We start from the raw sequence: 26,976 nt of genomic DNA on the forward strand, positions 1-26,976 counted from the left end.
AGCCCCCCCGGGCAGCCCCTGCAACAGCAACAGTCCGTCCGCTTAGTAGAGAGTCACAGATGAGTTCATCTCCACCGCGACCGTCGGATAGCGACGACGTGGACGCCGGCCACAGCACCGACACGGCAGGCGTCGCGTCGGCCGGACGCCCGGCGTCCGCAGCCACCTCGGCGCGTAAGGCGAAGTCACGACGCAAACTGCGCCGTCGGGCCAGCGGCGCCCTCCTGCTCCTCGTCGGTCTGGTGACCGCCGGGGTTCTCGCATCGGTACTGACCCCCAAGCCACAGGTAGCAGTCGCCGACGAGTCGAATGCGGCACTGATCAGCGACGGCAAGAAGCTCTACGAGACGTCCTGCATCACCTGCCACGGCGCAAACCTGCAGGGTGTCCAGGACCGCGGCCCGGCACTGCTCGGCGTCGGCGACGCAGCCGTCTACTTCCAGGTGTCCACCGGCCGCATGCCCGCCGCCCGCGGCGAGGCCCAGGCGATCCGCAAGCCACCGAAGTTCACCAAGGCGCAGATCGACCAGCTCGGCGCGTACATCCAGTCGGAGGGTGGCGGACCGCAGGTCATCTACGAGCGCAACCCCGACGGCTCGGTGAAGATGAAGGACGGGCTGCCTGTCCTCGCCCAGGAGTCGTTGCGCGGCAAGAACCTCGGGCGCGGCAGTGAGCTCTTCCGGCTGAACTGTGCGTCGTGCCACAACTTCACCGGCCGCGGCGGCGCACTGTCGTCGGGCAAGTTCGCCCCGACGCTCGACGGGGTCGAAGAACAACAGATCTACACGGCCATGCTCACCGGACCGCAGAACATGCCCAAGTTCTCCAACCGCCAGCTCTCGGTGGAAGAGAAGAAGGACATCATCGGCTTCGTCAAGTACGTCACCGAGTCCAAGCCGCAGGGCGGCCTCGGGATCGGCGGCTTCGGCCCGGTCAGCGAGGGCATGGTGATGTGGGTTGTCGGAGTTGTGGCGATCGTTGCCGCCGCAATGTGGATGGGATCACGAACATGAGTGCAACCGGCGGAAACGACGTCCCGTCGCAGGACGAGCTCGACCAGATGAGCAAAGAAGAACTGGTCAAACTCGGTACCAATCTCGACGGCGTGGAGATCATCCACCGCGCCGAGCGGTTCCCCGAGCCGGGCACCGGCGTCGAGAAGCGTGCCGAGCGCCAGGTCGCCGCCTGGTTCACCCTGGCCGGCATCTCGGCTCTCGCCTGCTTCATCATCTTCATCTGGAATCACTGGGAGTTCGCACTCCCCGATTCGGTCGACTACTGGCGCTACACCCTCAACACCCCCCTGCTCGGCGTGACCTTCGGGCTGTCGGTGTTGTCGATCGGCGTCGGCATGGTGCTGTTCACCAAGAAGTTCATCCCGGCCGAGATCTCGGTCCAGGATCGCCACGACGGCGGCTCCTCCGAGGTCGACAAGAAGACGATCGGCGCCGAGTTCAACGATTCGCTGACCACCTCGACGCTCCCGCGCCGCAAGATGATCATCGGGTCGGCCCTGTTCGGCCTGGGCGCCTTCGCTTTCACCGGGCTGGTCGCCGGTCTCGGCGGGATCATCAAGAACCCGTGGGCACAGGGCGACAAGGCTCCCCTGTGGCACACCGGGTGGTCGCCGATCTACAACCCGGCGAACGATCCGAACGAGACGGTGTTCCTGCGGCGCGACACCGGCAACCCGTACCAGGTGGCCCTGGTTCGGCCCGAGGATCTCGACTCCGGCGGCATGGAGACCGTGTTCCCGTGGCGTGTCTCCGATGGCTACGGCGAGACCGAGGAATCCCGCCACAAGCTGGTCGAGGGCCTGCGGTACGTGAGCAATCCGGTGATGCTGATCCGCCTGCGCCCCGAGGACGCGGCCCGTGCGATCAAGCGCAAGGGCCAGGAGAGCTTCAACTACGGCGACTACTTCGCCTACACCAAGGTCTGCAGCCACCTCGGTTGCCCGACCTCGCTCTTCGAGCAGCGGACCAACCGCATCCTCTGCCCCTGCCACCAGTCGCAGTTCGACGCCCTCGAGTACGCGAAGCCGGTCTTCGGTCCGGCCGCGCGCGCCCTGGCGCAGCTGCCGATCACGGTGAACAATCAGGGATACATGGTCGCCGCAGGCGACTACATCGAACCCGTCGGACCGGCATTCTGGGAGCGTAGATCATGACCATCGCCGACCGTCTCGCGACGCAGGCCGAAGAGGTCGACTCGCGCTACCACCTGTCGCCGGGTATCCGCCGTCAGATCAACAAGGTGTTTCCCACCCACTGGTCGTTCCTGCTGGGTGAGATCGCGCTCTACAGCTTCATCATCCTGCTGATCTCCGGTGTCTACCTCACCCTGTTCTTCGACCCGTCGATGCAGGAGGTCGTCTACGACGGCGCCTATCAGCCGCTCAACGGCGTGATGATGACCCGGGCGTACGAGACCACCCTGAACATCTCGTTCGAGGTACGCGGCGGCCTGTTCGTGCGGCAGATCCACCACTGGGCGGCACTGCTGTTCGCCGCGTCGATCATCGTGCACATGGCCCGCATCTTCTTCACCGGCGCATTCCGCCGACCGCGTGAGGCCAACTGGATCATCGGCTGCCTGCTGCTGATCCTGGCGATGTTCGAGGGTTTCTTCGGATACTCGCTCCCCGACGACCTGCTCTCGGGTACCGGCGTCCGCGCCGCGATGAGCGGCATCGTCCTCGGCATCCCGTTGGTCGGCACCTGGATTCACTGGGCGCTCTTCGGCGGGCAGTTCCCGGGCGACATCATCATCCCGCGTCTTTATGTGATGCATGTGCTGCTCTTCCCGGGAATCATCCTGGCCTTGATCGGTGCCCACCTGGCACTGGTCTGGTATCAGAAGCACACCCAGTTCCCCGGCCCGGGTCGCACCGAGAAGAACGTCGTCGGCGTTCGCATCCTGCCCGTGTTCGCGGTCAAGTCGGGCGCCTTCTTCGCCATCACCACCGGCGTGCTGGCGATGATGGCAGGCATCTTCCAGATCAACCCGGTCTGGGTGCTCGGCCCGTACAACCCGGCACACGTCTCGGCCGGCTCTCAGCCCGATATCTACATGATGTGGACAGACGGCCTGGCGAGACTCATGCCCGCCTGGGAGTTGTACCTGGGCAACTACACGGTGCCGGCGATCTTCTGGGTGGTCGTGATCATCACGATCATGTTCGGGCTGATGTTCTCGTACCCCTGGATCGAGAAACGGCTGACCGGTGACGACGCGCATCACAACCTGCTGCAGCGTCCGCGTGACGTCCCGGTGCGCACCGCGATCGGTGCCATGGCGCTGTCGTTCTACATCATCCTGACGCTGTCCTGTATGAACGACATCATCGCGCTCAAGTTCCACATCTCGCTCAACGCGACGACGTGGATGGGACGTATCGGGCTGATCGTCGTACCGCCGATCGCGTACTTCATCGCCTATCGCTGGGCACTCGCACTGCAGCGCAGCGACCGCGAGGTGCTGGCCCACGGTATCGAGACCGGCATCATCAAGCGCCTGCCGCAGGGTGAGTACATCGAGTTGCATCAGCCGCTCGGCCCGGTCGACGACCACGGCCATCCGATCCCGCTCCCCTACGAGGGCGCGGCGCTCCCGAAGCGGATGAACAAACTGGGTTCCGCGGGCGCACCCGGCACCGGATCGATCCTCCTCGAGGATCCGCCGGAGCAGCAGGCGCGCAACGTGGAGCGCGAGCACGAAACGGAGAAGGCCGAGAAGCAGGCTCTGCGCGAGCTTCAGGCCAAGGGCGGCGACGCTCTGGACTGATCGGCTCAGGCCTCACCGGACCACGAATCGGCCGCCGTCGCGATTGCGACGGCGGCCGATTCGTCTGTGCAGGGACGCTCGCCCCGACATGACTAGGATCGAGATGATGAGATCACCTCGACGATCACGACAGCCATCCCGATTCCGCTGGGACTCTTCGGGTTTACGACAGATCACCCGAGGCCTCGGAACCCTCGACGCAGAGATCTTCGAGACCGTCGCACGATCGGACTCCCCTGCCCTGGACGCCACGATGCGCCCACTGTCGCGGGCGGCGGACCACTCCACACTGTGGTTCGCCATCGCAGGCGGATTGGCGCTGAGCGGCCGCCCGACCGCTCAGCGTGCGGCCGCCCGCGGTGTCGCCACCCTCGCGGTCACCAGCCTGGTCACCAATCAGGTCGCCAAGCGGATCCGCAACCGGCCACGACCGACACCGACCACTGTCCCCATCGAGCGGCGCGGGCGTCGGCTACCCACATCGAACTCGCTGCCCTCCGGTCACTCCGCGAGTGCGGCAGCGTTCGCGCTCGGGACAGGCATCGAGAACGGTCCGACGGGCCTCGTGCTCGGCGGCCTCGCCGGACTGGTCGGACTGTCACGGGTGGCCACGGGTGCCCACTACCCCGGCGATGTCCTGGCCGGATTCGGGATCGGCGCGTCCATCGCAGTCATCGGCGCCCGCCTCGTCCCACCCATCGCCGAGCACAGCGTCGCCGTACCGCCGGCCAGTCGTGACCTCGCTCCCCCTCGGCCGCGCGGCGGCGGTGTGGTGGCGGTGGTGAACCCGTCGTCGGGGTCGGGTGACGGCAGGGGGGTCATCGACACGCTGCGCACCGAGCTCCCCGATGCGGAGATCATCGAGCTCGGCCCCGACGACGACGTCGAGTCCCTGCTTCGCGAGGCCGCCGGTCGCGCGGAGGTCCTCGCCGTCGGCGGGGGTGACGGCACCGTGGCGGCCGCGGCACGGGTCGGCCTGGACTCCGGATTGCCCCTCGCTGTGTTCCCGGGTGGCACCTACAACCATTTCGCCAAGGACCTCGGCGTCACGACGGTCGCGGACACCGTCGCTTCGCTCGCGGCCGGCGACGTCATGCGGGTCGATGTGGCGCTGCTCAACGACGACCACGTCATCCTGAACACCGCGAGCATCGGGGCGTATCCGCATTTCGTGCGCACCCGCAGCCGACTGCAACACCGGTGGAGTCGCCCGTTCGCGACGGCGGTCGCCCTCGCGGCGACGGTGCGGCGGACACGTCCGGTGCGCATCCGCGTCGACGGCACGGTGATCGAGACGTCACTGTTCTTACTGGGCAACTCGCTGTATCAGCCGTCCGGCTTCGCACCATCGCGGCGGGTACGACTCGACGACGGTCTGCTCGACGTCCGCATCCTCGAGGTCGGGCATCGATTCGCGGGCATCCGACTTCTCGGGTCGCTGGTGGCCGGCCGTCTCGAGCGCTCCCCGCTCTTCCACGAGATGCAGGTACCCGAGTTCTCGTTCTCCGCGGTCGACGGCCCGGTCGTCGTCGCTCACGACGGCGAGGTCGGTGAGTCGTACCAGGACGCCACCTTCCGGGTCGCGTACCGGGCCCTGCCCGTCTACGCTCCGCGCCGACGCGACTGACTCACCCAGGGAATCGGGCGGCAGAACTGCACCCGGGCCCCCACGGCAATCGGCCACATCCCCCGCCGGAGGATGTGGCCGATTGCTCTTGAGCAGTGGTGTCAGTGCTTCTCGGGACCGACGTGGTACTCGAACACGAGACCTGCAGCGGTGCCGATGATCACGACGGCGGCGAAGATGGCGAACCAGAAGTTGCCCGTCGCGAATCCGATGGCGAACATCGCAGCGCCGGATGCCAGCAGGATCGGCCACCAGGAGTGCGGGCTGAAGAAGCCGAGTTCTCCTGCGCCGTCCTCGATCTCGGCATCCTCATAGTCCTCGGGACGGATCTCGACGCGGCGGGCGACGAACCTGAAATACGTTCCTGCGATCAGCGTCAGACCACCGGTGAAGAACAACGCGGTCACACCGGCCCACTCCACGCCCTTGCTGGAGAAAGCCGTGCAGATCGTGTAAGCGATGCCGGCGATGAAGAAGAATCCGGTCAGCAGTTCGAAGATCCTGGCTTCGATTTTCATCCGTTGGCTCCCACTGTGCAGCCCTGCAGGGACGTGTTGGAGGCGTCACCGAGTTCCTTCGGGGTGTCCCCGTTGGTCGCGCGACGCGTGTTGAACGGAACGGTCGTGACCGACTTGGGTACCTCGCAGATCGACTCGAGGGCCTGAGCGTTGGTCGCGGTCGGATTCTGCTCGCGATAGCGGATGTAGGAGTCGAACTTCTGCGGACTGACCGCGCGGACCTCGAAGTTCATCATCGAGTGATAGGTACCGCACATCTCGGCGCACCGACCCACGAAGGCACCGGAGCGATCGATGCTCTGGATCTGGAAGACGCTGTCACTGTGGTTCTGCTTGGGGAACGGCATGACGTCCCGCTTGAAGAGGAACTCCGGCACCCAGAACGAGTGGATGACGTCGGCCGATGCGATCTCGAACTCGATGCGCTTGCCGGTCGGCAGGACCAGGATCGGGATCTCCGTCGACGAACCGACGGTCTCGATCTTGTTGAACTTCAGGTAATCGCGGATGTCGTCGTCGCGGCCGCCTGCCGGTCCCAGGATCGGATGCTCTTCACCGTGCTCGGTCCGCACGTTGCGGCTCTGCAGTTCGAAGGGGCTCGCCGCGCGTTCGAAACCGTTGTACGTGTTGCCGTCGGTGAAGGTGACGTCGCGATAGCCGAACTTCCAGTTCCACTGGAATGCCGTGACGTCGACGATGACCTTCGGATCGGAGGTCTTCTTCTCGACATCGTTCTGGACGACGACGGTGAAGTAGAAGAGCACCGCGATGATGACGAACGGAACGGCCGTGTAGCCGAGCTCGAGCGGCACGTTGTAGGCCGTCTGACGGGGGAACTCGTCCTTGCCGGCCTTGTGCCGGTGGAAGGTGATGGTCCAGAAGATCAGACCCCAGACGATGATGCCCATGACGAGCGCGGCGATGACCGACCAGGTCCACAGATCGCCCATCTTCTTGGCCTCGGGGGTGATACCCGCCGGCCAACCGAATCGCATCGCGGTTCGGGCATCACAGCCCGACATGAGCAGCGCACCGATACCGAGTGCGACGACTGCCCCGATCTGCTTGATCGTTCGCGATGCGGATCGGGCTTGTTTCGCCCGCGGCCGTCCACCGTGTGCCAATTTCACGCCTTCCCGCTCGCTCGGTTCCGGCACTTCGTGCCGCCCGAGTTGCCATGCCACATGACCCGCACAGGGCTGCCCTCGCCTGCACCGGGAGTGCTCACACCCGGCACTACAGCGATTCTCGCACCTAGTACTACGCAGCGTAGACCAACACGGCGAACCTTTCGTGATTGGGGTTTACCTTCGTGCGTCGAGACCGCCCGCGCGCGTTGTCATCACCGGTTCTCAGGCATACTCGACGCGTCGGGAGCACGTGTAGTCGTCGATAAGTGAGGCCTTTCTGGTGTGTGGTTTGCTCGGTCTGTTGACCTCGGACGGATCGGCGGCCGACGCCGTCGACCTGGTGTCCACCGCATCCCACTGCATGCGCCATCGCGGCCCCGACGAACCGGGCACCTGGCACGACGACGATCTGGTGCTGGGATTCAACCGACTGTCGATCATCGACATCGAGCACTCGCACCAGCCGCTGCGGTGGGGTCCCCCGGAACAGCCGGATCGGTACGCGATGGTGTTCAACGGTGAGATCTACAACTATCTGGAGATCCGCGAGGAGTTGCGACGGGACTCCGACGCCCGATTCGCCACCGAGGGCGACGGCGAGGCCATCGTCGCGGCATTCCACCACTGGGGGCCCGACTCGGTGCGCCGATTGCGCGGCATGTTCGCCTTCGCCATCTGGGACACCGTCGAGAAGTCGTTGTTCCTGGCCCGCGACCCCTTCGGCATCAAGCCGATGTTCATCGCGACCGGACCGGGCGGGACCGCCTTCGGCAGTGAGAAGAAGAGCCTGCTCGAACTGATCGGCCGGCTCGGCCTCGGAGACGAACTCGACCCGCGCGCCATCGAGCACTACACGGTGCTGCAGTACGTGCCCGAGCCGGAGACCCTGCACGCGGCCGTCCGCCGGTTGGAGTCCGGCTGCCACGCGACACTGCGTGCGGGACAGGCGCCGCAGGTGCAGCGCTATTTCACACCCCGGTTCGGAGTGCGCCCGGTCACCGACGCGACCCGCCAGAAACGCTACGACGAGATCGCCGACGTGTTGTCGGACTCGGTGGCCAAGCACATGCGTGCCGACGTCACGGTCGGATCGTTCTTGTCCGGCGGCATCGACTCGACGGCGATCGCTGCGCTGGCCATCCGGCACAATCCCGATCTCATCACCTTCACCACCGGCTTCGAGCGGCAGGGATATTCCGAGGTCGACGTCGCCGTCGAGTCTGCCGAGGCGATCGGCGCGCGCCACATCGTCAAGGTGGTGAGCCCGCGCGAGTTCATCGACGCGATCCCCGAGATCGTCTGGTACCTGGACGATCCGGTGGCTGATCCGGCGCTGGTCCCGCTCTACTTCGTGGCGGCCGAGGCCCGCAAGCACGTGAAGGTGGTGCTCTCCGGCGAGGGCGCCGACGAACTGTTCGGCGGATACACCATCTACAAGGAACCGCTGTCACTGGGCGCCTTCGACCGTTTGCCTGCGGCGTTGCGCCGCATCGCAGGACGGGTCTCTGACCGCATCCCCGAGGGCACGCGCGGCAAGAGCCTGCTGCATCGGGGATCGTTGACGCTCGAGGAGCGCTACTACGGCAATGCGCGGAGCTTCGACGATGCGCGGTTGCGTGCCGTGCTGCGCGATTACCGGCCAGAGTGGACGCACACCGACGTCACTGCGCCGATCTATGCGATGTCCGAGGGGTTGGACCCCGTCGCGAGGATGCAGCACATCGATCTGTTCACCTGGCTGCGCGGCGACATCCTGGTCAAGGCCGACAAGATGACGATGGCCAACTCACTGGAACTACGCGTCCCGTTCCTCGACCCCGAGGTCTTCCGGATCGCGGAGACACTGCCATTCGACGAGAAGATCTCGCATGGCACCACCAAGTATGCGCTGCGTCAGGCCCTCGAACAGATCGTCCCGGCCCACGTCCTGCACCGCAAGAAGCTCGGCTTCCCGGTGCCGATCCGACATTGGCTGGCCGGCACCGAGATGTACGACTGGGCGCACGAGACGATCGAGCACTCACAGACCGATCACATCCTGAACAAGGAAGCGGTCGTCGCGATGCTCAACGAACACCGCGACGGCGTCGTCGACAACAGCCGACGCCTGTGGACGCTGCTGATGTTCATGGTGTGGCACGGGATCTTCGTCGAGAAGTCGATAGCGCCCGCCATCACCGACCACCACTACCCCGTCCGGCTGTAGCCTCCCGCCGACCTGTCTCCGAACGCCACACGGCAGCCGCAAGGCGCTCGGCGTGAGAGCCCGCTCGGCGCGTGACGCCGGGCGGGCGTCGTGGATCTAGAGGTGCGCCGCGATCTGCGTGGCTGCCACATCGCCGTAGGCGTCGGCAAGTCGTTTGAGGGCGAGGTCGCGATCCCACGTCCAGTCCTGGGTGGAGACGGTCTCGAGGACCAGTACGGCGACCATCGACCCGACCTGTGCGGCGCGCTCGAAGTCGAGTCCCTTCCCGAGTGCGGTCAGGAAGCCTGCCCGGAAGCCGTCACCGACGCCGGTCGGGTCGATCTTCTCGGTCTCGGGTACCACGCCGACGTGGGTCCGTGCGCCGTCCTTGCCGACGATCTCGACGCCGTCCTTGCCGAGCGTGGTGACCCGCACCCCCACCATGTCGGCGACCTGGGCTTCCGAGAGGCCGGTCTTCTGACGCAGCAGGCCCCATTCGTATTCGTTGGTGAACAAGTACGCGGCACCGTCGATGAGAGCGCGGGCCTGCTCGCCGTCGAGCCGTGCGAGTTGCTGCGACGGATCGGCCGCGAACGGGATGCCCAGCGACCGGCATTCATCGGTGTGCCGCACCATCGCATCCGGATCGTCCGCCCCGACCAGGACCAGCTCCGGGGTACCGACCTGCTCCACCACGTCCGACAGGGCGATCTCGCGTGCCTCACTCATGGCGCCCGCGTAGAAGGTCGCCAACTGTGCCATCGTCTGATCAGTGGTGCACATGAACCGCGCGGTGTGCTTGGTGTCCGAGACCCGGACGGCACGACAGTCGACCCCGTGCGATTCGAGCCAGCGGCGATAGTCGTCGAAGTCGGCGCCGACAGCGCCGACCAGCGCCGGACTGCCACCCAGCTCACCCATCGCATAACAGATGTTGCCGCCGACGCCGCCGCGCCGGACGACCAGATCCTCGACGAGGAAACTCAGCGAGATGTGCTCGAGGTGGTCTCCCAGCAGCTGCTCGGAGAACTTCCCGGGGAAGGTCATCAGATGGTCGGTTGCGATGGAGCCACAGACAACGATTGCCACGTGCAGATGCCCTTCGGTTTCGGGAGTCGGACAGCAGACCACGCTACTCACGTCGCCCAGACGACACTGACCGCACCCCCGGGTCGGGGGATGCGGTCAGGATCGAAAGGAGTCTGGACTCAGTTGAACGAGTCGCCGCAGGCACAGCTGCCGGTGGCGTTCGGGTTGTCGATGGTGAAACCCTGCTTCTCGATCGTGTCGACGAAGTCGATGGTCGCGCCGCCGACGTAAGGTGCGCTCATACGGTCCACTGCGAGCGTGACGCCGCCGAAATCGTCGGTGAGGTCACCGTCGAGGCTGCGATCGTCGAAGAACAACTGATAACGCAGGCCCGCGCAACCACCGGGCTGAACGGCGATCCGCAGTGACAGGTCATCGCGGCCCTCCTGGTCGAGCAGCGCCTTCGCTTTGGTGGCAGCCGCGTCGGACAGAATGACACCGGTCGTGGTGGTGGCGGTTCCGGATTCGTTCTGAACGGTCATCGATGCTCCTGTGTGTCTCGGGTCGGGGTCTCCTCGGGCGGCCGTGTCCACAGACCGGCGGCACGCCGATTCGGCCACGTGCTCACCACAACGGTACCCCGTCCCCGTCTATTCCTGCCGATCCGCGCGCAGACCCGACACCTGACGCGATCACTCTGTGACGCCGGCGGCGATCTCGGTCCGCCGCACACCGCGCCGCGTTCGCGCGACGATCACCGAATCCAGCGTGAACACGACGAGCGCCAGCCAGACGATCGCGAACCCGATCCAGCGTTCCGGCGGCATCGGTTCGTCGAGCACCCACACACCGATGATCAGCTGCATCGTGGGCGTGATGAACTGCGCGATCCCGAGAACGGTCAGGCGGACGCGCCGGGCCCCGGCGGCGAACAGCATCAGCGGCGCAGCGGTGACCACGCCTGCCAGGGCGAGCAGTACCGCATGTCCGGGGCCCGCGGAACCCATCGTCAGACCGGTGGTCAGGCCGACGACGACCAACTGGCCCACCGCGAGCGGCGCCAGCCACAGCGATTCCAGCGTCAATCCACTCGTCACGTCCACCGACGGCCCGATGTGCTTCTTGACCAGTCCGTACAGCCCGAAGGAGAACGCCACACCGAGCGCCAGCCACGGGAACGACCCGTAACCCACGACGATCACCAGCGTCGCCGACACGGCCAGCCCCACGGCGAGCCATTGCATGGGCCGCAGCCGCTCGCGCAACACGATGACCCCGAGCAAGACCGTGACGATCGGGTTGATGAAGTATCCGAGACTCATCTCGATCACGTGCCCGGTGAGGGTGGCGATCAAGAAGATCTGCCAGTTGAGGTAGATCAGCAGGCCCGCCACCGCGGTCCAGACCACCAGGCGCCGATCGGCCATGACCGCCCGCAGCCGCGGCCAACCGCCGATGACCGGGACCAGCACCGCGTAGAACACCAGGGATAGCAGAATCCGCCAGGCCACCACCTCCCACGGGCCTGTCGGCTCCAGCAGCAAGAAGTAGAGCGGCAGGAACCCCCACAGTGCGTAGGCGCCGACGGCGAATGCCGCGCCGGACAGCCCCACAGGGCGAAGTCCGCCCTCCTGCCCGATCACCGACCGTCACGCACCGCGGACTCCCGCCGACTCGCCGTCTCCGGCCCAGTCCGCCGCCACCTGCTCCGCCAATCGCGACAACTGATTGGCCGCGTCGGTCATCGCCACCTCGACCGACCCCGCCACATCGACGATCGCGTATGCGGCAGCTATCCCGGCCGCCGCGATCTCCTCGGGCGGCAGAGCCACCTGGCCGGCGAAGACGAGGGTCGGGACACCGGCAGCGGCCGCCGATGCGGTGAGCGCGGCGACGACCTTCCCCCGCAACGTCTGGGTGTCGAATCTGCCCTCGCCGGTGATCACCAGCTGCGAGGACGCCACATCTGTGTCCCGCCCGGTGGCCTCGGACACCACGGTGGCCCCGGAGACCCGGGTACCGCCCAATGCCAGGAGAGCCGCGCCGAGTCCGCCGGCCGCGCCCGCGCCCGGATCGTCGGAGACATCACGTCCGGCCATCCCGGCCAGCACCCGCGACCACCGCGTCATCCGTTCTTCCAATCGCGCGACGGTGGTCGGATCGGCCCCCTTCTGCGGGCCGAACACCGCGACTGCGCCGAGGTCGCCGAGCAGGGGATTCTCCACATCGGATGCGACGACCAGTTCGATGCCGTCGAGCCTTTCGGCGGCCTCGCCGGGGCCACCCAGAGCATCGATCAGGCCCCGACCGCCGTCGTTGGTCGCCGATCCGCCGAGGCCGACGACAATCCGGCGGGCACCCGCCGCGAGCGCCTCCGCGACGAGCAAACCGACTCCTGTGGTGTCGGCCTCCAGCGCCGTACGCGGGGTGGGCCGGCCACCGAGTTGGTGCAGGCCACAGGCCTGTGCGCATTCGATGTACGCCGACGGGTCGGGTCCACGGTCGTCGAACAGCCAGGTCGCGCTCACGGACGCCCCGAGCGGGCCGGGGACCTCCGCAGTCCGGATCGACCCGAACCGTGAGGCCAGGACGTCGACGAAACCGGGGCCGCCGTCGGACTGCGGCGCCTTCCGGACCACGTCCGTCGGGCGCGTCGCCGACCATCCGCGGGCGATCGCCTCGGCCGCCGCCACCGCGGACAGGGTGTCCCCGAAAGAGTCCGGCGCGATCAGGATCTGCATGTCGACCTCACCGATCCGTCGTCTGCCGGCAGCGCGCTCGTCCCATGGGCGAAGTATAGGGAGGTCGGAGAACCTCGGCAGCGCGGAATCACCTAGGCTCGAAGGTGTGAAGTTGCCATGGAAGTCAGATGACGACACGACCGCTCAGAGCGCCGACACCGAGGTGTCCACCGCCGCGGATGACGAGTCGTCGGCCGGCGCGAGCAACGGCTCCAAGGGCACCGCGTACACGGCGGCCAAAGGCCGCGCGACGCCGTCCCGGCGTGAGGCCGAGGGTCGCCGCCGCGGCCCGGTGGCGCCGCCGCCGACCACGCGGTCCGAGGCCCGCGCGCGTAAGAAAGAGCTGAAGTCGAGCATGTCGCGCGAGGACAAGCGCAAGCTCTCCGACGATCGTCGCTCCCAGCGCACCGAACAGCGCGAGAAGATGATGGCAGGCGACGAGCGCTATCTGATGCCCCGCGACAAGGGACCTGCCAAGCGGTTCACCCGAGACATCGTGGACTCCCGCCGCAACTTCGCGGGGCTGTTCATGCCCTTCGCGGTGGTGCTGATCGTGGTGATGTTCGTGCCGCAGATCGCCGTGTTCGCCAACATGCTGCTGCTGGTCTTCGTGGTCTTCATGGCAATCGACGCGTTCATCCTCGGCCGCCTCGTGAATCGGCGTGTACGCGAACGCTTCCCCGACGTCGATCCGTCGCAGACCGGGTTCCGTCTGGGCTGGTACGCGTTCACCCGGGCCATGCAGCTCCGTATGATGCGCGCTCCCAAGCCGCAGGTGTCGCCGGGCGACGAGGTCTGATACCGGTGGGATCTCGGGGCACCCGCACACTCATCCTCGGCGGAGTGCGGTCGGGCAAATCCGGCCATGGGGAATCTCTGCTGCTCGATTGTCCGTCGGTGCGTTACCTGGCCACCGGTCCGACCACCTCGTCGGACGCCGACTGGGTCGCGCGCCTCACGGCACATCGTGCTCGCCGCGACGACCGGTACACCACCGTCGAGACGATCGACGTCGCCGCGGCGCTGCGATCTGACCAGACCCCGACGTTGCTCGACGACCTCGGGAACTGGCTGGCCGCGCACCTCGACGCGGTCGGCGGATGGGGTGACGCGCCGGTCGATCTCACCTCCGTCCGCAGCGAGATCTGCTCGGCCATCGAGGATTTCACTGCCGAACTGGTCATCATCAGCCCGGAGGTCGGGCTGTCCGTTGTTCCCCCGACTCCGGCAGGCCGCCGATTCCAGGATGAGTTGGGCGCCCTCAACGAAGCCGTCGCGGCGGTCTGCGACCGCGTCGTCCTGACAGTCGCCGGCCGTGTGCTCGACCTCCCGGCAGCACCGCCGACGCCCACCCCGACAGCAACCACTTCCACGCCGACCGCAACCGCCCCTGCGCCGACGGCAACCGTCCTCCCGTCGACAGCAACCGACACTGCGCCGACGGCACCAGAGAAGCCGGCCGCGGCGGCCTCCCCGGCGCCGACGACGGGTGAACCGGTGGACCCGACCGACGCCGAGAACTTCCCGCCCGTCGAACCGCCGGATATCACCACGGCCGCGGCCGCGCGCGCACGACACCTCGATCTCACCAAACCGCCGGGTTCGCTCGGGCGCCTCGAGGACCTCGGGGTCTGGCTGGCCTCATGCCAGGGCGCCTGTCCCCCACGCCAACTGACCGAACCGCGGGTGGTGGTGTTCGCCGGCGACCACGGCGTCGCCCAATCCGGGGTGTCGGCGTTCCCGCCCGAGGTGACCGCCCAGATGGTGGCCAACATCGCGTCCGGCGGTGCCGCGGTCAACGTCCTCGCCCGGCGGGCCGGCGCGACGGTACAGGTCGTCGACATGTCCGTCGATGCCGATACCGCGCCAGAGGTCTCCCGCTACAAGGTGCGACGCAGCAGCGGAGACCTGCGCATCACCGATGCCCTCACGATCGCCGAGGCGCGGGCGGCACTCGCGGCCGGCCGGGCGATCGCCGACGATCTCGTCGACGCGGGAGCCGATCTTCTCATCGGCGGTGAGATGGGCATCGGCAACACCACTCCGGCGACCGTGCTGATCGGCACCTTGACCCGGCGCGAGCCGGTCGAGATCGTCGGGCGCGGAACAGGTATCGACGACGCCGGGTGGATTCGCAAGACGGCGGCCATCCGTGACGGCATGCGCCGGGCGCGACGTCACGTGCACGATCCGCTCTCGTTGCTCGCCGCCGTCGCGGGTGCCGACCTCACCGCGCTCGCCGGGTTTCTCGCACAAGCGGCGGTGCGCCGCACCCCGGTGATCCTCGACGGCATGGTCGTCACCGCCGCGGCGATGGTCGCCAACGAGCTCGCCCCGGGTGCGGCGCGCTGGTGGGTCGCAGGCCATCGCTCCGTCGAACCCGCGCACAGCGTGGCTCTCGAACACCTGGATCTCGAGCCGATACTGGACCTGTCGATGCGCCTCGGCGAGGGCAGCGGGGCTCTCACCGCGCTGCCGATCGTCGCATCGTCGGTCGACATCCTGAGGTCGATGGCGACCTTCGCCGAGGCAGGCGTCAGCGACAAGGACGAACCGGCCGCTGCCCTGGCCGCCGACCGATCCTGACCGCCGAGCGTCGATGCACACGCCGCTGCGGGCCGTCCACGTCGCACTCAGCTGGCTGACGGTGCTCCCGGTCCCCCAGCCCCGCGTGACCATGGACCGCGCGGTCGGCGGCGCCGTGATGAGCGCGGTCCCCGTGGTCGGCGCAGTTCTCGGAGTGCTGGCCGCCGGGGTGGCGGCGCTCCTGTCCGTCACCGACCTGCCCGACACGATGATCGGTGCCATCGTGGTCGTCGTGCTGGCCCTGCTCACGCGTGGCATGCACCTCGACGGCCTGGCCGACACGGCCGACGGACTCGGCTGTTACGGGCCGCCGGAACGGGTCGCCGAAGTGATGCGCAGTGGATCGGCCGGACCTTTCGGGGTGGCCACGATCGTTGCGGTGATGCTCATCCAGTCGGTCGGCTTCGGCGTCCTGGCCGGCGAACACCGTTGGTACGACATCGGTTTCGCCATCGCCCTCGGCCGCTTGATCGCGGTGGTCGGAGCCCGGCGCGGTCTGCCGGCGGCGCATCCCGAAGGCTTCGGCGCGCTCGTCGCGAACAGCCAGCGCAGGTCGGTCGCGGTGTGGAGCGGACTCGCGATCGTCGGCGCGCTGGCCACCGGCTGGCGAGCCGACGGGTTCTCCACCGCGCAGGCCGTCCAGTCGGTGATCGTTGCCGGTGCGGTCGTCGCGTGCGGGTGGTGGTTCACCCGGCACTGCGCCCGCCGGATCGGCGGCATCAGTGGCGACATCCTGGGTGCCGGTATCGAACTGGGGGTGACACTCTCGGTGGTCGGCCTGCTCGTCTGAGCGGGGCACGCCGACCGGTCTACCGGCGGTAGAGCTCGGTCATCCAGCCGTGCGTGTCGGCGAAGGTGCCGCGCTGAATCCCGGTCAACGTGTCACGCAACGCCTGGGTCACCTCACCCGCCGAACCGTCGCCGATCATGTAGTCCTCGGTGTCGCCCTTGACCCGGCCAACGGGTGTGATGACAGCCGCGGTCCCACAGGCGAAGACCTCGGTGATGTCGCCCGTGGCCACGCCCTTCCGCAGCTCATCGGTCGTGATGCGACGTTCCTCGACGGCGAAGCCCGCGTCGGTTGCCAACTGCAGCAAGGACTCCCGGGTGATGCCTGGCAGCAACGAACCGCTCAGCTCCGGGGTCACCAGCCGCGCGTCCGCGCCGGACCCGAACACGAAGAACAGATTCATGCCGCCCATCTCCTCGATGTAGCGACGCTCGATCGCGTCGAGCCAGACGACCTGGTCGCAGCCGTGTTGGGTGGCCTGGGCCTGCGCGAGGAAGGCGGCCGCGTAGTTGCCACCGCATTTGGCGAATCCGGTACCGCCAGGTGCGGCGCGCACGTACTCGGTGGAGAGCCAGACGCTGACCGGCTTGATCCCGCCCGAGAAATACGCCCCGGCCGGTGACGCGATGACCGAGTAGATGTACTGGTTCGACGGCGCGTTGACGCCGAGACCGGCCTGCGACGCGAACATGAACGGGCGCAGATAGAGGGCCTCCTCGCCGCCGGCGGCGGGCACCCACTCGTTGTCGGCGTCGAGGAGCACCCGCAACGACGCGATGAAGTCCTCGACGGGCAGGGGGGGCATCGCCAGACGCTCGGCGGAACGTTGCATCCGCAGGCCGTTGGCCTCCGGCCGGAATGCTGCGATCGAACCGTCGGGCTGACGGTAGGCCTTGAGACCCTCGAAGACCTCCTGGCCGTAATGCAGCACCATCGCCGACGGGTCGAGCGCGATCGGGGCATAGGGACGCACCTGCGCGTTGTGCCACCCACGATCCACGTCGTAGTCGACCATCACCATGTTGTCGGTGAAGAATTTGCCGAAACCGGGTGCGGAGAGGATCTCCGACCGACGATTCTCCGACACCGGGTGGGGATGCTCGGTACGCGTGAACTGCAAGGTCATTGGCCAATCGTACCGCCGCACCGCAAACGGGTTGTCGCCCGCCGTCACCGTTGCGACGCGGCCCGGGTCCGCGCGGTGGCGGCCGGGCCCGACCCCGAGGTCAGACGTGCGGCGTCACGAACGGCGGCGCGACGACCTCGCACGCCAGGTCCCGCCCGCGGACGTCCACCACCACCTCGTCCCCGACCGCGATCCCGGCATCGGTGGCCAGCAGCGCGAGCGCGATGCCCTGCTTGAGCGTCGGCGAGAAGGTCCCAGATGTGCACGTGCCGATCTGCGTGCCGCCGGGACCCGACAGCACCGCGCACTCCGCCCGCGGCACACCGCGCCCGATGGCCTTCAGTCCGTGGAGCCTGCGGACCGGGCCTGCGGCCTTCTCCGCGATGAGCGACTCCCGGCCGAAGAACTCGGGCTTCTTCCAGCCGACCGCCCAGCCCGAGCGGGCCTGCACGGGCGTGATGTCGGTGCTCAGTTCGTGCCCGTGCAGCGCGTATCCCATCTCCGTCCGCAGGGTGTCGCGGGCGCCCAGCCCCGCGGGCTGACCACCGAGTTCGGTGACCGCAGCCAGCAACACGTCGAACACCGGCCCGGCGTCGTCCCAGCGCGGCAGGAGTTCGTACCCGCGCTCCCCGGTGTACCCGGTCCGGCACACGCGCACCGGCAGCGTCCCGCCCTCGGTGGCCAGCTCGGCGTCGGTGAACGCCATGTACTCCATCTCGGTGGGCAGGCCGACGCGCACCAGGGCCTCGGGGGCCTTCGGCCCCTGCACAGCGAACACCGCGTGATCACGATGGCGGTCCGTCACGGTGACGCCGTCTGGTGCCGCCGAGACCAGTCGCTCGACCACGCTCGCGGTGTTCGCCGCATTCGGGATCAGGAACACCTCGTCGTCGCTCACCAGATAGGTGATGAGGTCGTCGACGACACCGCCGGATTCGTTGCAGCACAGCGTGTATTGCGCCTTGCCCGGTGCGATCTTGGCGAGGTCGTTGGTCAAGGTGCGATTCACGAGGTCCGCAGCCCCCGGACCCGCGACGACGGCCTTCCCGAGATGGCTCACGTCGAAGATGCCGACGCTCTCGCGGACGGCGGTGTGCTCGGCGACGGTTCCGGCATAGGAGACGGGCATGTCCCAGCCACCGAAGGCGGCGAAGGTGGCGCCGAGAGCGCGATGGCGGTCAGCGATCGGGCCCGCAAGGAGTTCACTCATGGACACCTACGGTACTGGGCCGAAGCGTCATGACCGCGAAGCCGCATGCCCTGTCGCCCTCCGTCGCACCCGCATGCCTGTGGCAGAGTTGTGCCGTGAGCAAGAACGAGACGACTGACCGCGTACGCGGCCCGGAACTGGAGTTGGCGACCACCCTCGGCAAGGCCGACAAGGCCCTGGTGATCGGCCTGATCAAACCCGAGAACAGTGACAAGGAGGGCGGCGGCACCGATGCCGAGCCCACCCTGGTGATCGGCGACGGGATCTTCGACGACGCGCAAGCCGAGTTCGTCGGTGCGGCCGCACGCCACCTGGGCGCGAGCGGCTCGCACGGCGAGATCACCCGGCTACCGGCACCCGCGGGCCTCGATGTCGACATCATCGTCGCGGTCGGGCTCGGCACCACCGACAACCTCGACGACCCGGAACAGATCCGGCAGGCCGCCGGGATAGCGGCGCGTGAACTCGACGGCCATCCACAGGCGGCCACCACCTTGTCGGCGGTGAACCTGGGCGCCGCGGCCGAGGGATTCTTCCTGGGCGCGTACCGCTTCGACACATTCCGGTCGGAGAAGACGCGTCCCAAGAAGTCGCTCCCCACCACGATCACGCTGCTCGTCGACGACAAGAGCCGGACGGCCAAGGCCGAGTTGGCCCACGCGGCCGCGGTGGCCGATTCGGTGGCCATCGCCCGCGACTTCGTGAACACCCCGCCGAGTCACCTCTATCCCGAGGAGTTCGCCGAGCGCGCCCGTGTGCTCGGCAGCGCCGTCGGCCTCAAGGTCGAGGTGCTCGACGACACCGCGCTGGAGAAGGCCGGATACGGCGGCATCATCGGCGTCGGCAAGGGCTCGTCGCGTCTGCCGCGGCTGGTGCGTCTCGTCCACACCGGCAAGAAGGACGCCAAGAAGGTGGCGCTCGTCGGCAAGGGCATCACCTTCGACACCGGCGGCATCTCCATCAAGCCGGCGGCGAACATGGACCACATGACCTCGGACATGGGTGGCGCGGCCGCGGTCATCGCGGCCACCATCCTGGCCGCGCGACTCGACCTCGACGTCTCGGTGACCGCGACCGTGCCGATGGCCGAGAACATGCCCTCGGCAACCGCGCAGCGACCGGGCGACGTCCTCACCCAGTACGGGGGCACCACGGTCGAGGTGCTCAACACCGACGCCGAGGGCCGACTGATCCTGGCCGACGCGATCGTGCGGGCCTGCGAGGACGAACCCGACTACCTCATCGACACCGCCACGCTGACCGGTGCGCAGATGGTCGCCCTGGGGGCACGCACCCCGGGCGTGATGGGCACCGACGAGTTCCGTGATCGCGTCGCGGCGTTGTCACGCGAGGTCGGCGAGAACGGTTGGGCCATGCCCCTGCCCGCCGAATTGCGCGGTGACCTCAAGTCGCGGGTGGCCGACCTGGCGAACGTGACCAATCACCGCAACGGCGGCATGCTGTCGGCCGGACTGTTCCTCAAGGAGTTCGTCGCCGAATCCGTCGGATGGGCCCACATCGACATCGCGGGTCCGGCGTTCAACACGTCCGGCCCGTGGGGCTACACGACCAAGGGCGGCACCGGCGTGCCGGTCCGCACCATCGCCCGGGTACTCGAGGACATCGCCGACCACGGCTGAGCACACCGCGGCTGAGCACACCACGGTCACTCGAGTCGATCAGGGTTGCAGACCCTCGACCATGCGCTGGGTGCCGAGGACGATCGCGAGCGCAAGCCGCTCGGCGTCCTCGGTGCCGGGCTCCGCGGTGTAGATCATGATCCGGATGTCGTCGGCGGCGACGATCATGGTGTCGCAGTCGAGTGTGATCAAGCCGACGTCCGGGTGATCGATCGTCTTGCGCCTGCCCGGATCCGCGTGCCGCCCGACCTCGCCGGATCCCCAGAGGTCGACGAAACGGGGACTCTGTGCCGACAGTTCGGCGACGAGCTCGCGCAACCGGTGATCGGCCGGATAGCGGGCAGCGCTCAGACGTAGGTCGCCGACCAGACCGGCCTCGAACTCGGCCTGCTCGTCTGGCGAGTGGACCGCTCGGGTCCCCGGCCCGACGAGGTTACGCCAGACACTGTTGCGTTCGATGCCCCGCCAGCCCGTCGTGGCACCCATCAATGCGTCGTACGGCGCATTGGCGACGATGAGTGTCCAGGTCGCGTCGTAGACGGCGACGGGGGTGTTGGCCAGCCGGTCGAGCAGGCGTTGGACACTCGGGGTGATGCGCGCGGACACCACGTCACGACCCGGCGTGGCATGCCCGGCCAGGCGGAACAAGAGATCGCGTTCGGCATCGCCGAGTCGCAGTGAGCGGGCGAGACTCTCCACCACCTGCACCGACGGCGAGGTCGATCGACCTTGCTCGAGTCGCGTGAGGTAGTCGACGGAGATGCCGGCCAGCCAGGCGAGTTCCTCTCGCCGCAGACCGGACGCACGTCGGCGACCGGCGACCGGAACGCCAACGGTGGACGGCTCGAGCCGATCACGCCACTGACGCACCATCCGGCCGAACTCCCACGTTTCCACGCATTCGAGTGTGCACACCCCGACGGTCGTTGTCCTGGCCCTGGCAGTCCTACGAAAAGCCGACGACTGCCTGTCCCCTGCCGCGTGGACGAGTCTCGGTCCCGGGACTCACCCACGACGAACGGAGACGATGATGACCACCACCACAACACCGGGAACCGTGTTGATCACCGGCCCGACCGGCGGTCTCGGGAAAGCCACCACGATGGCCATCGCGAACCGCCCGGCCGACGGCCGCCCGGATCTGCTGCTGGTCGGGAGGCCTGGTCGGGCACTCGACGAGATCACCGATGCCGCCCGCGCGACCGGGACGACTGTCCATGCGATCGGCGCCGACCTCGCACGCCTGTCGCAGGTGCGGGATGCGGCGCGGGTGGCTCGGCAACTGATCGGCGGCGGCTCGGTACGCCCACTGCACGCGCTGGTGGCCAATGCCGGGATATCGGTGGCGGACACCCGCGGAGCCTCCGCCGACGGGTTCGAGAGGACCTTCGCGGTGAATCATCTCGCGCACGCACAACTGATCGGCGATCTCCTCGAGACCTTCACGCCGCCTGCCCGCATCGTGTTGCTGGGATCGAACACCTACCACCAGAACATCTTCCGCCGGATTCTGCACGTTCCGGCCGCAACATGGCGTGATCCGGTCGAGCTGGCCCGTGCCGCGGACCCCGCGGCGTCGGCGTCGCTCGAGGCGGCGGGCGTCGCGTACTCCGACTCCAAACTCGCGATCCTCTACTACGCACACGAACTGCAGCGGCGTGTGCGGCCCGGAATCTCGGTCGCGGTGTTCGAGCCCGGCTTCATGCCCGGTACCGGTTTGTCGCGGGAGCACGGTCCGCGCATGCAGCAGATCGGCCGCGTGATCGAACGGATTCCGGGGGTCTCGTCGCCCACGAAGTCCGGTCCCGCACTCGCGTCGATCGTCCTCGACGACCGCTGGGCACACCTCAAGGACGGCGCGTTCGTGGTCGTCGATGCCGAACGCGACGTGAAACCCTTCGCGAGCGATCGGGCCCGCGAGGCGAGGTTGTGGGAGGCCACAACAGAACTCCTGAACGCCGCCGAGCGGGCCGGCGCATGACGCGCCGCAAATCTCCGGGCACACCCGGTCCCTGTGACGCGTGCCGGGTAGGGTAGCTCAGGGACGGACGGCTCACCCGCCACAGCCCGTCTCCGTGCACCGACGGCGCACACACCGCGGCGCGCAGACCTAGTGACCACACGTCGAGTTCAGGAGTCAACAACGATGGCCTTCTCCGTCCAGATGCCCGCCCTGGGTGAAAGCGTCACCGAAGGGACAGTCACGCGGTGGCTGAAGGAGGAGGGCGACACCGTCGAGGCCGACGAGCCATTGCTCGAGGTGTCCACCGACAAAGTCGACACCGAGATCCCCGCCCCCACTTCGGGTGTGCTGACGAAGATCGTCGCCCAGGAAGACGACGTCGTCGAGGTCGGCGGCGAACTCGCGCTCATCGGTGAGGCCGGCGAGCAGTCCGGTGGCGACGGTGGCGCCGACTCGAGCGGTGGCGACGAGCCGACCGACGCGGGCGAGCCGGAGCAGGCCGACGAGGCGCCGTCGACGGACGCAGAAGCACCGGCAGCAAAGCCCTCGGGCGAATCGACGAAGGGCGGCGGCTCCGCCGAGGGCACCGATGTGGTGATGCCCGAACTCGGCGAGTCGGTGACCGAAGGAACCGTGACCAACTGGCTCAAGGCCGTCGGCGACGAGGTCGCCGCCGACGAGCCGCTGCTCGAGGTGTCGACGGACAAGGTCGACACCGAGATCCCGTCGCCGGTCGCCGGTACATTGCTCGAGATCGTCGCCGAGGAGGACGACGTCATCGAGGTCGGTGGCAAACTCGCCGTGATCGGGGACGCATCTGCTGCGCCGAGCCAGAAATCTGCCCCGGCACCAGAGGCCGAGAAGGCACCCGAGCCGGCGCCCGAACCCGAGCCGGAGCCGGAGCCGGAGCCGGCATCCGCGCCGGAGCCCGCACCCGCCGCGCAGTCCGAGAAGCCGGCCGCAGCCGAGCCGAAGACGGTCGAGTCGACCCCGTACGTGACACCGCTGGTCCGAAAGCTGGCTGCGGAGAACGACATCGACCTGAACAGCATCAAGGGCACCGGTGTCGGCGGCCGAATCCGCAAGCAGGACGTGCTGGCCGCGGCCGACGCCGCGAAGGCTCCCGCCGAGACGGCTGCGCCCGCCGCGTCGGCCCCGGCTGCCGCGCAGGCACCCGCAGGCTCGGCGGCGCCGGAGGTCAAGCCCGAGCTGGCCGCACTGCGCGGGACCACCCAGAAGATCAACCGGATCCGGCAGATCACCGCGAAGAAGACCCGGGAATCGCTGCAGACCAGCGCACAGCTCACCCAGGTCTTCGAGGTCGACATGACCAAGATCGTGTCCCTGCGCAAGCAGGCCAAGGAGTCCTTCAAGGCTTCCGAGGGTGTGAACCTGACCTTCCTGCCGTTCATCGCGAAGGCCGTCGTCGAGGCGCTCAAGGCGCACCCCAATGTGAACGCGTCGATCGACGAGGACAAGAAAGAGATCACCTACTACGACAAGGTGCATCTCGGCATCGCGGTCGACACCGAGCAGGGTCTGTTGTCGCCGGTGATCCACAACGCCGATGACCTGTCGATCGCCGGATTGGCCCGTGCGATCGCCGACATCGCGGCGCGCGCACGCAAGGGCGCCGGCGGCCTCAAGCCCGACGAGCTGGCAGGCGGCACGTTCACCATCACCAACATCGGTAGCCAGGGCGCCTTGTTCGACACCCCGATCCTGGTGCCGCCGCAGGCGGCGATGCTCGGTACGGGCGCCATCGTGAAGCGCCCGGTCGTCATCTCCGGTGACGACGGTTCGGAGTCGATCGCCGTGCGGTCGATGTCGTATCTGCCGCTCACCTACGATCACCGCCTGATCGACGGTGCGGATGCGGGCCGCTTCCTCACCACGGTCAAGAAGCGCCTCGAACAAGCCGCGTTCGCCGCAGATCTCGGCCTCTAGGACGCGATGCGAGTAGCCGTCGCCGGCTCGCAGGGGTTGATCGGCTCCGCGGTGGTCTCCGCGTTGCGCAACGCCGGCCACACCGTGGTCCGGCTGGTCCGTCGCGAGGCCCTGTCCGATGACGAGTTCTCCTGGGACCCCGAGACGTTCGGGGTCCCAGAGGAGAGCCTGCGGGATGTGGACGCGGTGATCGGCCTCGGCGGCGTCGGCGTCGGCGACCACCGCTGGACCGGGCGTTTCAAGCAGGAACTCCGGGATTCCCGCATCACCCCGACCGAGGTGCTCGCCGAAGCGGTCGCGCGGGCCGGCGTGCCGACCTTCATCAGCGCCTCGGCGAGCGGCTTCTACGGTGACACCGGAGATCGGGCGGCCGACGAATCCGCTTCCGCCGGAGAAGGATTCCTCGCCGGCCTGGTCACCGACTGGGAACAGGCGGCGACCGCGAACGCCGGTGACGATGCCCGCGTGGTGTTGTTGCGCACTGCGCCGGTGCTCTCCCGCAGGGGCGGATTGTTGTCCCGCCTGCAGCCGGTCTTCTGGCTCGGTCTGGGTGGGGCCATCGGTGACGGCACACAGTACTTCTCGTGGATCAGCCTGCCGGACGAGGTCCGCGCCATCGCGTTCCTGCTGGAGTCGACGATCAGCGGGCCGGTCAATCTGTCCGCGCCCGGGGCCGTGCCGTTCAGCGAGTTCGCATCGGCCCTCGGCCGTGCAATGCACCGGCCGGCCGTGCTCAAGGTGCCGGCGTTCGCGGCCAGACGGGTCGGCGGAGAGATGGCCGAGGAAATGATTCTGTTCAGTCAGCGCGTTGTACCCGGTGTGCTGACCGACAACGGCTTCTCGTTCACCCATCCACAGATCGACGACGCCCTGGAGTACACCCGTGCGTGACCGATCCATCCGCAGCTCCACGGCTCCGATCGAGGTGCGTCGTCTGGGCACGCTCGACTACCGGGCGGCCTACGATCTGCAGCACCGGCTCGCTGCCGACCGCGCCGACGGCACGCTCGACCACGACGTCCTGCTGCTGCTCGAACATCCGTCCACGTACACGGCGGGCAAACGCACCGAGGACTCCGACCGGCCCACCGACGGCTCGCCGGTGATCGACGTGGACCGCGGTGGCCGCATCACCTGGCACGGGCCGGGACAGCTGGTGGGGTACCCGATCGTCCGTCTCGCCGAACCACTGGACGTGGTCGAGTACGTCCGCCGACTCGAGGAGGCACTGATCACGGTGTGCGCCGACCTCGGCGTGACCACGGGACGGGTCGACGGCAGGTCCGGTGTGTGGGTGACCGATCAGAGCGGCGCCGGGAACGGGCCGAACCGAGGCGGCGGAGAGCGCAAACTCGGGCAGATCGGCATCCGGGTGGCGCGTGGCGTCGCACTGCACGGATTCGCGCTGAACATCGACCCGGATATGTCGGCGTTCGAGTCGATCGTGCCGTGCGGTATCGCCGATGCCGGCGTGACGTCGCTGAGCCGCGAACTCGAACGACCGATCACCGTCGGTGACACACTCGCACCGGTCGCCGCGGCCGTGCAGTCGGCACTCGACGACCAGAACCGCGCACTCGGTGCACCCACAACCGCAAGCGTAGGATCTGTGCAGTGACCGCGTCTCCCATCACTCCCTCAGACCCCGCCCCCAACGGCCGCAAGCTACTGCGCCTCGAGGTGCGGAACGCGCAGACCCCCATCGAGCGCAAGCCGAAGTGGATCAAGACGCGCGCGACGATGGGCCCCGAGTACACCGAACTCAAGGGCCTCGTGAAGCGTGAGGGTCTGCACACGGTGTGCGAGGAAGCGGGCTGCCCCAACATCTACGAATGCTGGGAGGATCGCGAGGCGACGTTCTTGATCGGTGGCGAACAGTGCACGCGCCGTTGCGATTTCTGCCAGATCGATACCGGCAAGCCTGCCGAACTCGACCGCGACGAGCCGCGCCGGGTCGCCGAGAGCGTGCAGGCGATGGGCTTGCGCTACTCGACCATCACGGGCGTCGCCCGCGACGACCTGCCGGACGAGGGCGCCTGGCTCTACGCCGAGACCGTGCGCGCCATCCACCGGCTCAACCCGGGCACCGGGGTGGAGAATCTCATCCCTGATTTCCACGCCAAGCCGGATCTGTTGGCCGAGGTGTTCGAGGCCCGGCCCGAAGTGCTGGCCCACAACCTGGAGACGGTGCCGCGGATTTTCAAGCGCATCCGCCCGGCGTTCCGCTACGAGCGATCACTCGACGTCATCACCCAGGCCCGCGACTTCGGCCTCGTGACAAAGTCGAACCTCATCCTCGGTATGGGTGAGACACCCGAAGAAGTGCAGAGCGCCATCGTCGATCTGCACGAGGCCGGCTGCGACATCCTGACCATCACGCAGTACCTGCGCCCCTCGCCGCGTCACCACCCGGTGGAACGGTGGGTGAAGCCCGAAGAGTTCGTCGACCACTCCGAGTTCGCGACGGAGGTCGGGTTCGCGGGCGTCATGGCGGGCCCGCTGGTGCGCTCCTCGTATCGTGCCGGACGTCTGTACGCCCAGGCCATGGCTCGTCACGGTCGAGAACTCGCCCCGGCGATGGCCCACCTGGCCGACGGCGGCTCGGCCAGCCAGGAGGCCACGAGCCTGCTGGAACGACTCGCGCGATAGAGATCGACCGCCGGGTCCGACGCGCGAAACCTGCGACGTAAACTGGTCA

The 26,976-nt window shown here is 67.8% G+C and carries 23 protein-coding genes; 14 read left to right on the forward strand and 9 right to left on the reverse strand.

Annotation, left to right across the window (positions count from 1 at the left end; all coding sequences use genetic code 11):
* Positions 1–59: 59 nt before the first annotated feature.
* From qcrC to IDF66_RS00980, 4 genes are all read left to right on the forward strand, one after another.
* Entirely contained in the window at positions 60–1,013 is a 954-nt protein-coding gene (gene qcrC / locus IDF66_RS00965) for a cytochrome bc1 complex diheme cytochrome c subunit (protein WP_190265439.1), read from the forward strand.
* Entirely contained in the window at positions 1,010–2,170 is a 1,161-nt protein-coding gene (gene qcrA / locus IDF66_RS00970; protein ID WP_190265440.1) for a cytochrome bc1 complex Rieske iron-sulfur subunit, read from the forward strand. Before qcrC ends, qcrA begins: the two co-directional genes overlap by 4 nt.
* The gene (gene qcrB, locus IDF66_RS00975) at positions 2,167–3,786 is read left to right on the forward strand and encodes a cytochrome bc1 complex cytochrome b subunit (protein ID WP_164309249.1); all 1,620 of its coding nucleotides are present in this window, start codon (positions 2,167–2,169) and stop codon (positions 3,784–3,786) included. Before qcrA ends, qcrB begins: the two co-directional genes overlap by 4 nt.
* Positions 3,787–3,892: 106 nt before the next feature.
* Positions 3,893–5,413, forward strand: a complete 1,521-nt coding sequence (locus tag IDF66_RS00980; protein WP_190265441.1) for a bifunctional phosphatase PAP2/diacylglycerol kinase family protein — start codon at positions 3,893–3,895, stop codon at positions 5,411–5,413.
* A gap of 101 nt (positions 5,414–5,514) precedes the next feature.
* Here the strand turns inward: IDF66_RS00980 and IDF66_RS00985 are convergent, their stop codons facing one another.
* Together IDF66_RS00985 and ctaC are read right to left on the reverse strand one after the other, a co-directional pair.
* Complete coding sequence (locus IDF66_RS00985) at positions 5,515–5,931, reverse strand: cytochrome c oxidase subunit 4 (RefSeq protein WP_164309247.1); 417 nt, start codon at positions 5,929–5,931, stop codon at positions 5,515–5,517.
* Complete coding sequence (ctaC, locus tag IDF66_RS00990) at positions 5,928–7,061, reverse strand: aa3-type cytochrome oxidase subunit II (protein WP_321189498.1); 1,134 nt, start codon at positions 7,059–7,061, stop codon at positions 5,928–5,930. The genes IDF66_RS00985 and ctaC overlap by 4 nt, the downstream gene beginning before the upstream one ends.
* A 280-nt stretch (positions 7,062–7,341) precedes the next feature.
* Here ctaC and asnB point away from each other — a divergent pair, with 280 nt between their 5' ends.
* Positions 7,342–9,267, forward strand: coding sequence for an asparagine synthase (glutamine-hydrolyzing) (gene asnB, locus IDF66_RS00995; protein WP_190265442.1), 1,926 nt, complete (start codon positions 7,342–7,344; stop codon positions 9,265–9,267).
* Between the two features lie 96 nt (positions 9,268–9,363).
* Here the strand turns inward: asnB and IDF66_RS01000 are convergent, their stop codons facing one another.
* From IDF66_RS01000 to IDF66_RS01015, 4 genes are all read right to left on the reverse strand, one after another.
* Positions 9,364–10,335, reverse strand: coding sequence for a carbohydrate kinase family protein (locus IDF66_RS01000; RefSeq protein WP_190265443.1), 972 nt, complete (start codon positions 10,333–10,335; stop codon positions 9,364–9,366).
* 119 nt (positions 10,336–10,454) lie between these two features.
* Positions 10,455–10,817 (reverse strand): HesB/IscA family protein, encoded by a 363-nt coding sequence (locus tag IDF66_RS01005; RefSeq protein ID WP_164309245.1) that lies wholly within the window; start codon positions 10,815–10,817, stop codon positions 10,455–10,457.
* Between the two features lie 150 nt (positions 10,818–10,967).
* Positions 10,968–11,918 carry an EamA family transporter RarD gene (rarD, locus tag IDF66_RS01010; protein WP_317628541.1) on the reverse strand — a complete coding sequence of 317 codons (951 nt, stop codon included), beginning with the start codon at positions 11,916–11,918 and terminating at the stop codon, positions 10,968–10,970.
* Between the two features lie 6 nt (positions 11,919–11,924).
* Positions 11,925–13,016 (reverse strand): glycerate kinase family protein, encoded by a 1,092-nt coding sequence (locus tag IDF66_RS01015; protein ID WP_190265444.1) that lies wholly within the window; start codon positions 13,014–13,016, stop codon positions 11,925–11,927.
* Between the two features lie 106 nt (positions 13,017–13,122).
* Between IDF66_RS01015 and IDF66_RS01020 the strand changes: the two genes are divergently transcribed.
* The 3 genes from IDF66_RS01020 to IDF66_RS01030 are packed head-to-tail and all read left to right on the forward strand — an operon-like array spanning position 13,123 to position 16,392.
* Positions 13,123–13,815, forward strand: coding sequence for a DUF3043 domain-containing protein (locus IDF66_RS01020; protein WP_190265445.1), 693 nt, complete (start codon positions 13,123–13,125; stop codon positions 13,813–13,815).
* A gap of 5 nt (positions 13,816–13,820) precedes the next feature.
* Complete coding sequence (gene cobT, locus IDF66_RS01025) at positions 13,821–15,602, forward strand: nicotinate-nucleotide--dimethylbenzimidazole phosphoribosyltransferase (protein ID WP_190265446.1); 1,782 nt, start codon at positions 13,821–13,823, stop codon at positions 15,600–15,602.
* A 13-nt stretch (positions 15,603–15,615) separates the two neighbouring features.
* Positions 15,616–16,392, forward strand: coding sequence for an adenosylcobinamide-GDP ribazoletransferase (locus tag IDF66_RS01030; RefSeq protein ID WP_190265447.1), 777 nt, complete (start codon positions 15,616–15,618; stop codon positions 16,390–16,392).
* A 19-nt stretch (positions 16,393–16,411) separates the two neighbouring features.
* Here IDF66_RS01030 and IDF66_RS01035 read toward each other — a convergent pair whose 3' ends face one another.
* On the reverse strand, positions 16,412–17,518 hold the full coding sequence (locus IDF66_RS01035; protein ID WP_164309240.1) for a branched-chain amino acid aminotransferase: 1,107 nt from the start codon (positions 17,516–17,518) through the stop codon (positions 16,412–16,414).
* Positions 17,519–17,618: 100 nt separating this feature from the next.
* The gene (gene gcvT, locus IDF66_RS01040) at positions 17,619–18,728 is read right to left on the reverse strand and encodes a glycine cleavage system aminomethyltransferase GcvT (RefSeq protein ID WP_190265448.1); all 1,110 of its coding nucleotides are present in this window, start codon (positions 18,726–18,728) and stop codon (positions 17,619–17,621) included.
* Between the two features lie 95 nt (positions 18,729–18,823).
* Between gcvT and IDF66_RS01045 the strand changes: the two genes are divergently transcribed.
* Positions 18,824–20,368, forward strand: a complete 1,545-nt coding sequence (locus IDF66_RS01045) for a leucyl aminopeptidase (protein WP_190265449.1) — start codon at positions 18,824–18,826, stop codon at positions 20,366–20,368.
* A 39-nt stretch (positions 20,369–20,407) separates the two neighbouring features.
* Here the strand turns inward: IDF66_RS01045 and IDF66_RS01050 are convergent, their stop codons facing one another.
* Positions 20,408–21,265: a helix-turn-helix transcriptional regulator gene (locus tag IDF66_RS01050; protein WP_190265450.1), complete on the reverse strand. Its 858-nt coding sequence runs from the start codon at positions 21,263–21,265 to the stop codon at positions 20,408–20,410.
* Between the two features lie 133 nt (positions 21,266–21,398).
* Between IDF66_RS01050 and IDF66_RS01055 the strand changes: the two genes are divergently transcribed.
* The 5 genes from IDF66_RS01055 to lipA all read left to right on the forward strand — a co-directional run bounded on the left by IDF66_RS01055 (position 21,399) and on the right by lipA (position 26,927).
* Positions 21,399–22,349 (forward strand): SDR family NAD(P)-dependent oxidoreductase, encoded by a 951-nt coding sequence (locus IDF66_RS01055; RefSeq protein WP_190265451.1) that lies wholly within the window; start codon positions 21,399–21,401, stop codon positions 22,347–22,349.
* A 165-nt stretch (positions 22,350–22,514) separates the two neighbouring features.
* Complete coding sequence (gene sucB, locus IDF66_RS01060) at positions 22,515–24,278, forward strand: 2-oxoglutarate dehydrogenase, E2 component, dihydrolipoamide succinyltransferase (protein WP_190265452.1); 1,764 nt, start codon at positions 22,515–22,517, stop codon at positions 24,276–24,278.
* Between the two features lie 6 nt (positions 24,279–24,284).
* Positions 24,285–25,169: a TIGR01777 family oxidoreductase gene (locus tag IDF66_RS01065; protein WP_190265453.1), complete on the forward strand. Its 885-nt coding sequence runs from the start codon at positions 24,285–24,287 to the stop codon at positions 25,167–25,169.
* Positions 25,162–25,896, forward strand: a complete 735-nt coding sequence (gene lipB / locus IDF66_RS01070; RefSeq protein ID WP_190265454.1) for a lipoyl(octanoyl) transferase LipB — start codon at positions 25,162–25,164, stop codon at positions 25,894–25,896. Before IDF66_RS01065 ends, lipB begins: the two co-directional genes overlap by 8 nt.
* Positions 25,893–26,927 carry a lipoyl synthase gene (gene lipA, locus IDF66_RS01075; RefSeq protein WP_190265455.1) on the forward strand — a complete coding sequence of 345 codons (1,035 nt, stop codon included), beginning with the start codon at positions 25,893–25,895 and terminating at the stop codon, positions 26,925–26,927. Before lipB ends, lipA begins: the two co-directional genes overlap by 4 nt.
* Positions 26,928–26,976: the final 49 nt, after the last annotated feature.

This window comes from Gordonia hankookensis (assembly GCF_014673215.1).
GTDB classification, from domain to species: domain Bacteria; phylum Actinomycetota; class Actinomycetes; order Mycobacteriales; family Mycobacteriaceae; genus Gordonia; species Gordonia hankookensis.

What these genes read in the sequence shown, in the direction of transcription:
- IDF66_RS01065 (WP_190265453.1), top strand. Translation starts at nt 24,285, where the DNA reads ATGCGAGTAGCCGTCGCCGGCTCGCAGGGGTTGATCGGCTCCGCGGTG.
- IDF66_RS01035 (WP_164309240.1), bottom strand. Translation starts at nt 17,518, where the DNA reads ATGACCTTGCAGTTCACGCGTACCGAGCATCCCCACCCGGTGTCGGAG.
- IDF66_RS01005 (WP_164309245.1), bottom strand. Translation starts at nt 10,817, where the DNA reads ATGACCGTTCAGAACGAATCCGGAACCGCCACCACCACGACCGGTGTC.
- IDF66_RS01055 (WP_190265451.1), top strand. Translation starts at nt 21,399, where the DNA reads ATGACCACCACCACAACACCGGGAACCGTGTTGATCACCGGCCCGACC.
- qcrB (WP_164309249.1), top strand. Translation starts at nt 2,167, where the DNA reads ATGACCATCGCCGACCGTCTCGCGACGCAGGCCGAAGAGGTCGACTCG.
- IDF66_RS00985 (WP_164309247.1), bottom strand. Translation starts at nt 5,931, where the DNA reads ATGAAAATCGAAGCCAGGATCTTCGAACTGCTGACCGGATTCTTCTTC.
- qcrA (WP_190265440.1), top strand. Translation starts at nt 1,010, where the DNA reads ATGAGTGCAACCGGCGGAAACGACGTCCCGTCGCAGGACGAGCTCGAC.
- gcvT (WP_190265448.1), bottom strand. Translation starts at nt 18,728, where the DNA reads ATGAGTGAACTCCTTGCGGGCCCGATCGCTGACCGCCATCGCGCTCTC.
- sucB (WP_190265452.1), top strand. Translation starts at nt 22,515, where the DNA reads ATGGCCTTCTCCGTCCAGATGCCCGCCCTGGGTGAAAGCGTCACCGAA.
- IDF66_RS01030 (WP_190265447.1), top strand. Translation starts at nt 15,616, where the DNA reads ATGCACACGCCGCTGCGGGCCGTCCACGTCGCACTCAGCTGGCTGACG.
- qcrC (WP_190265439.1), top strand. Translation starts at nt 60, where the DNA reads ATGAGTTCATCTCCACCGCGACCGTCGGATAGCGACGACGTGGACGCC.
- IDF66_RS00980 (WP_190265441.1), top strand. Translation starts at nt 3,893, where the DNA reads ATGAGATCACCTCGACGATCACGACAGCCATCCCGATTCCGCTGGGAC.
- IDF66_RS01015 (WP_190265444.1), bottom strand. Translation starts at nt 13,016, where the DNA reads ATGCAGATCCTGATCGCGCCGGACTCTTTCGGGGACACCCTGTCCGCG.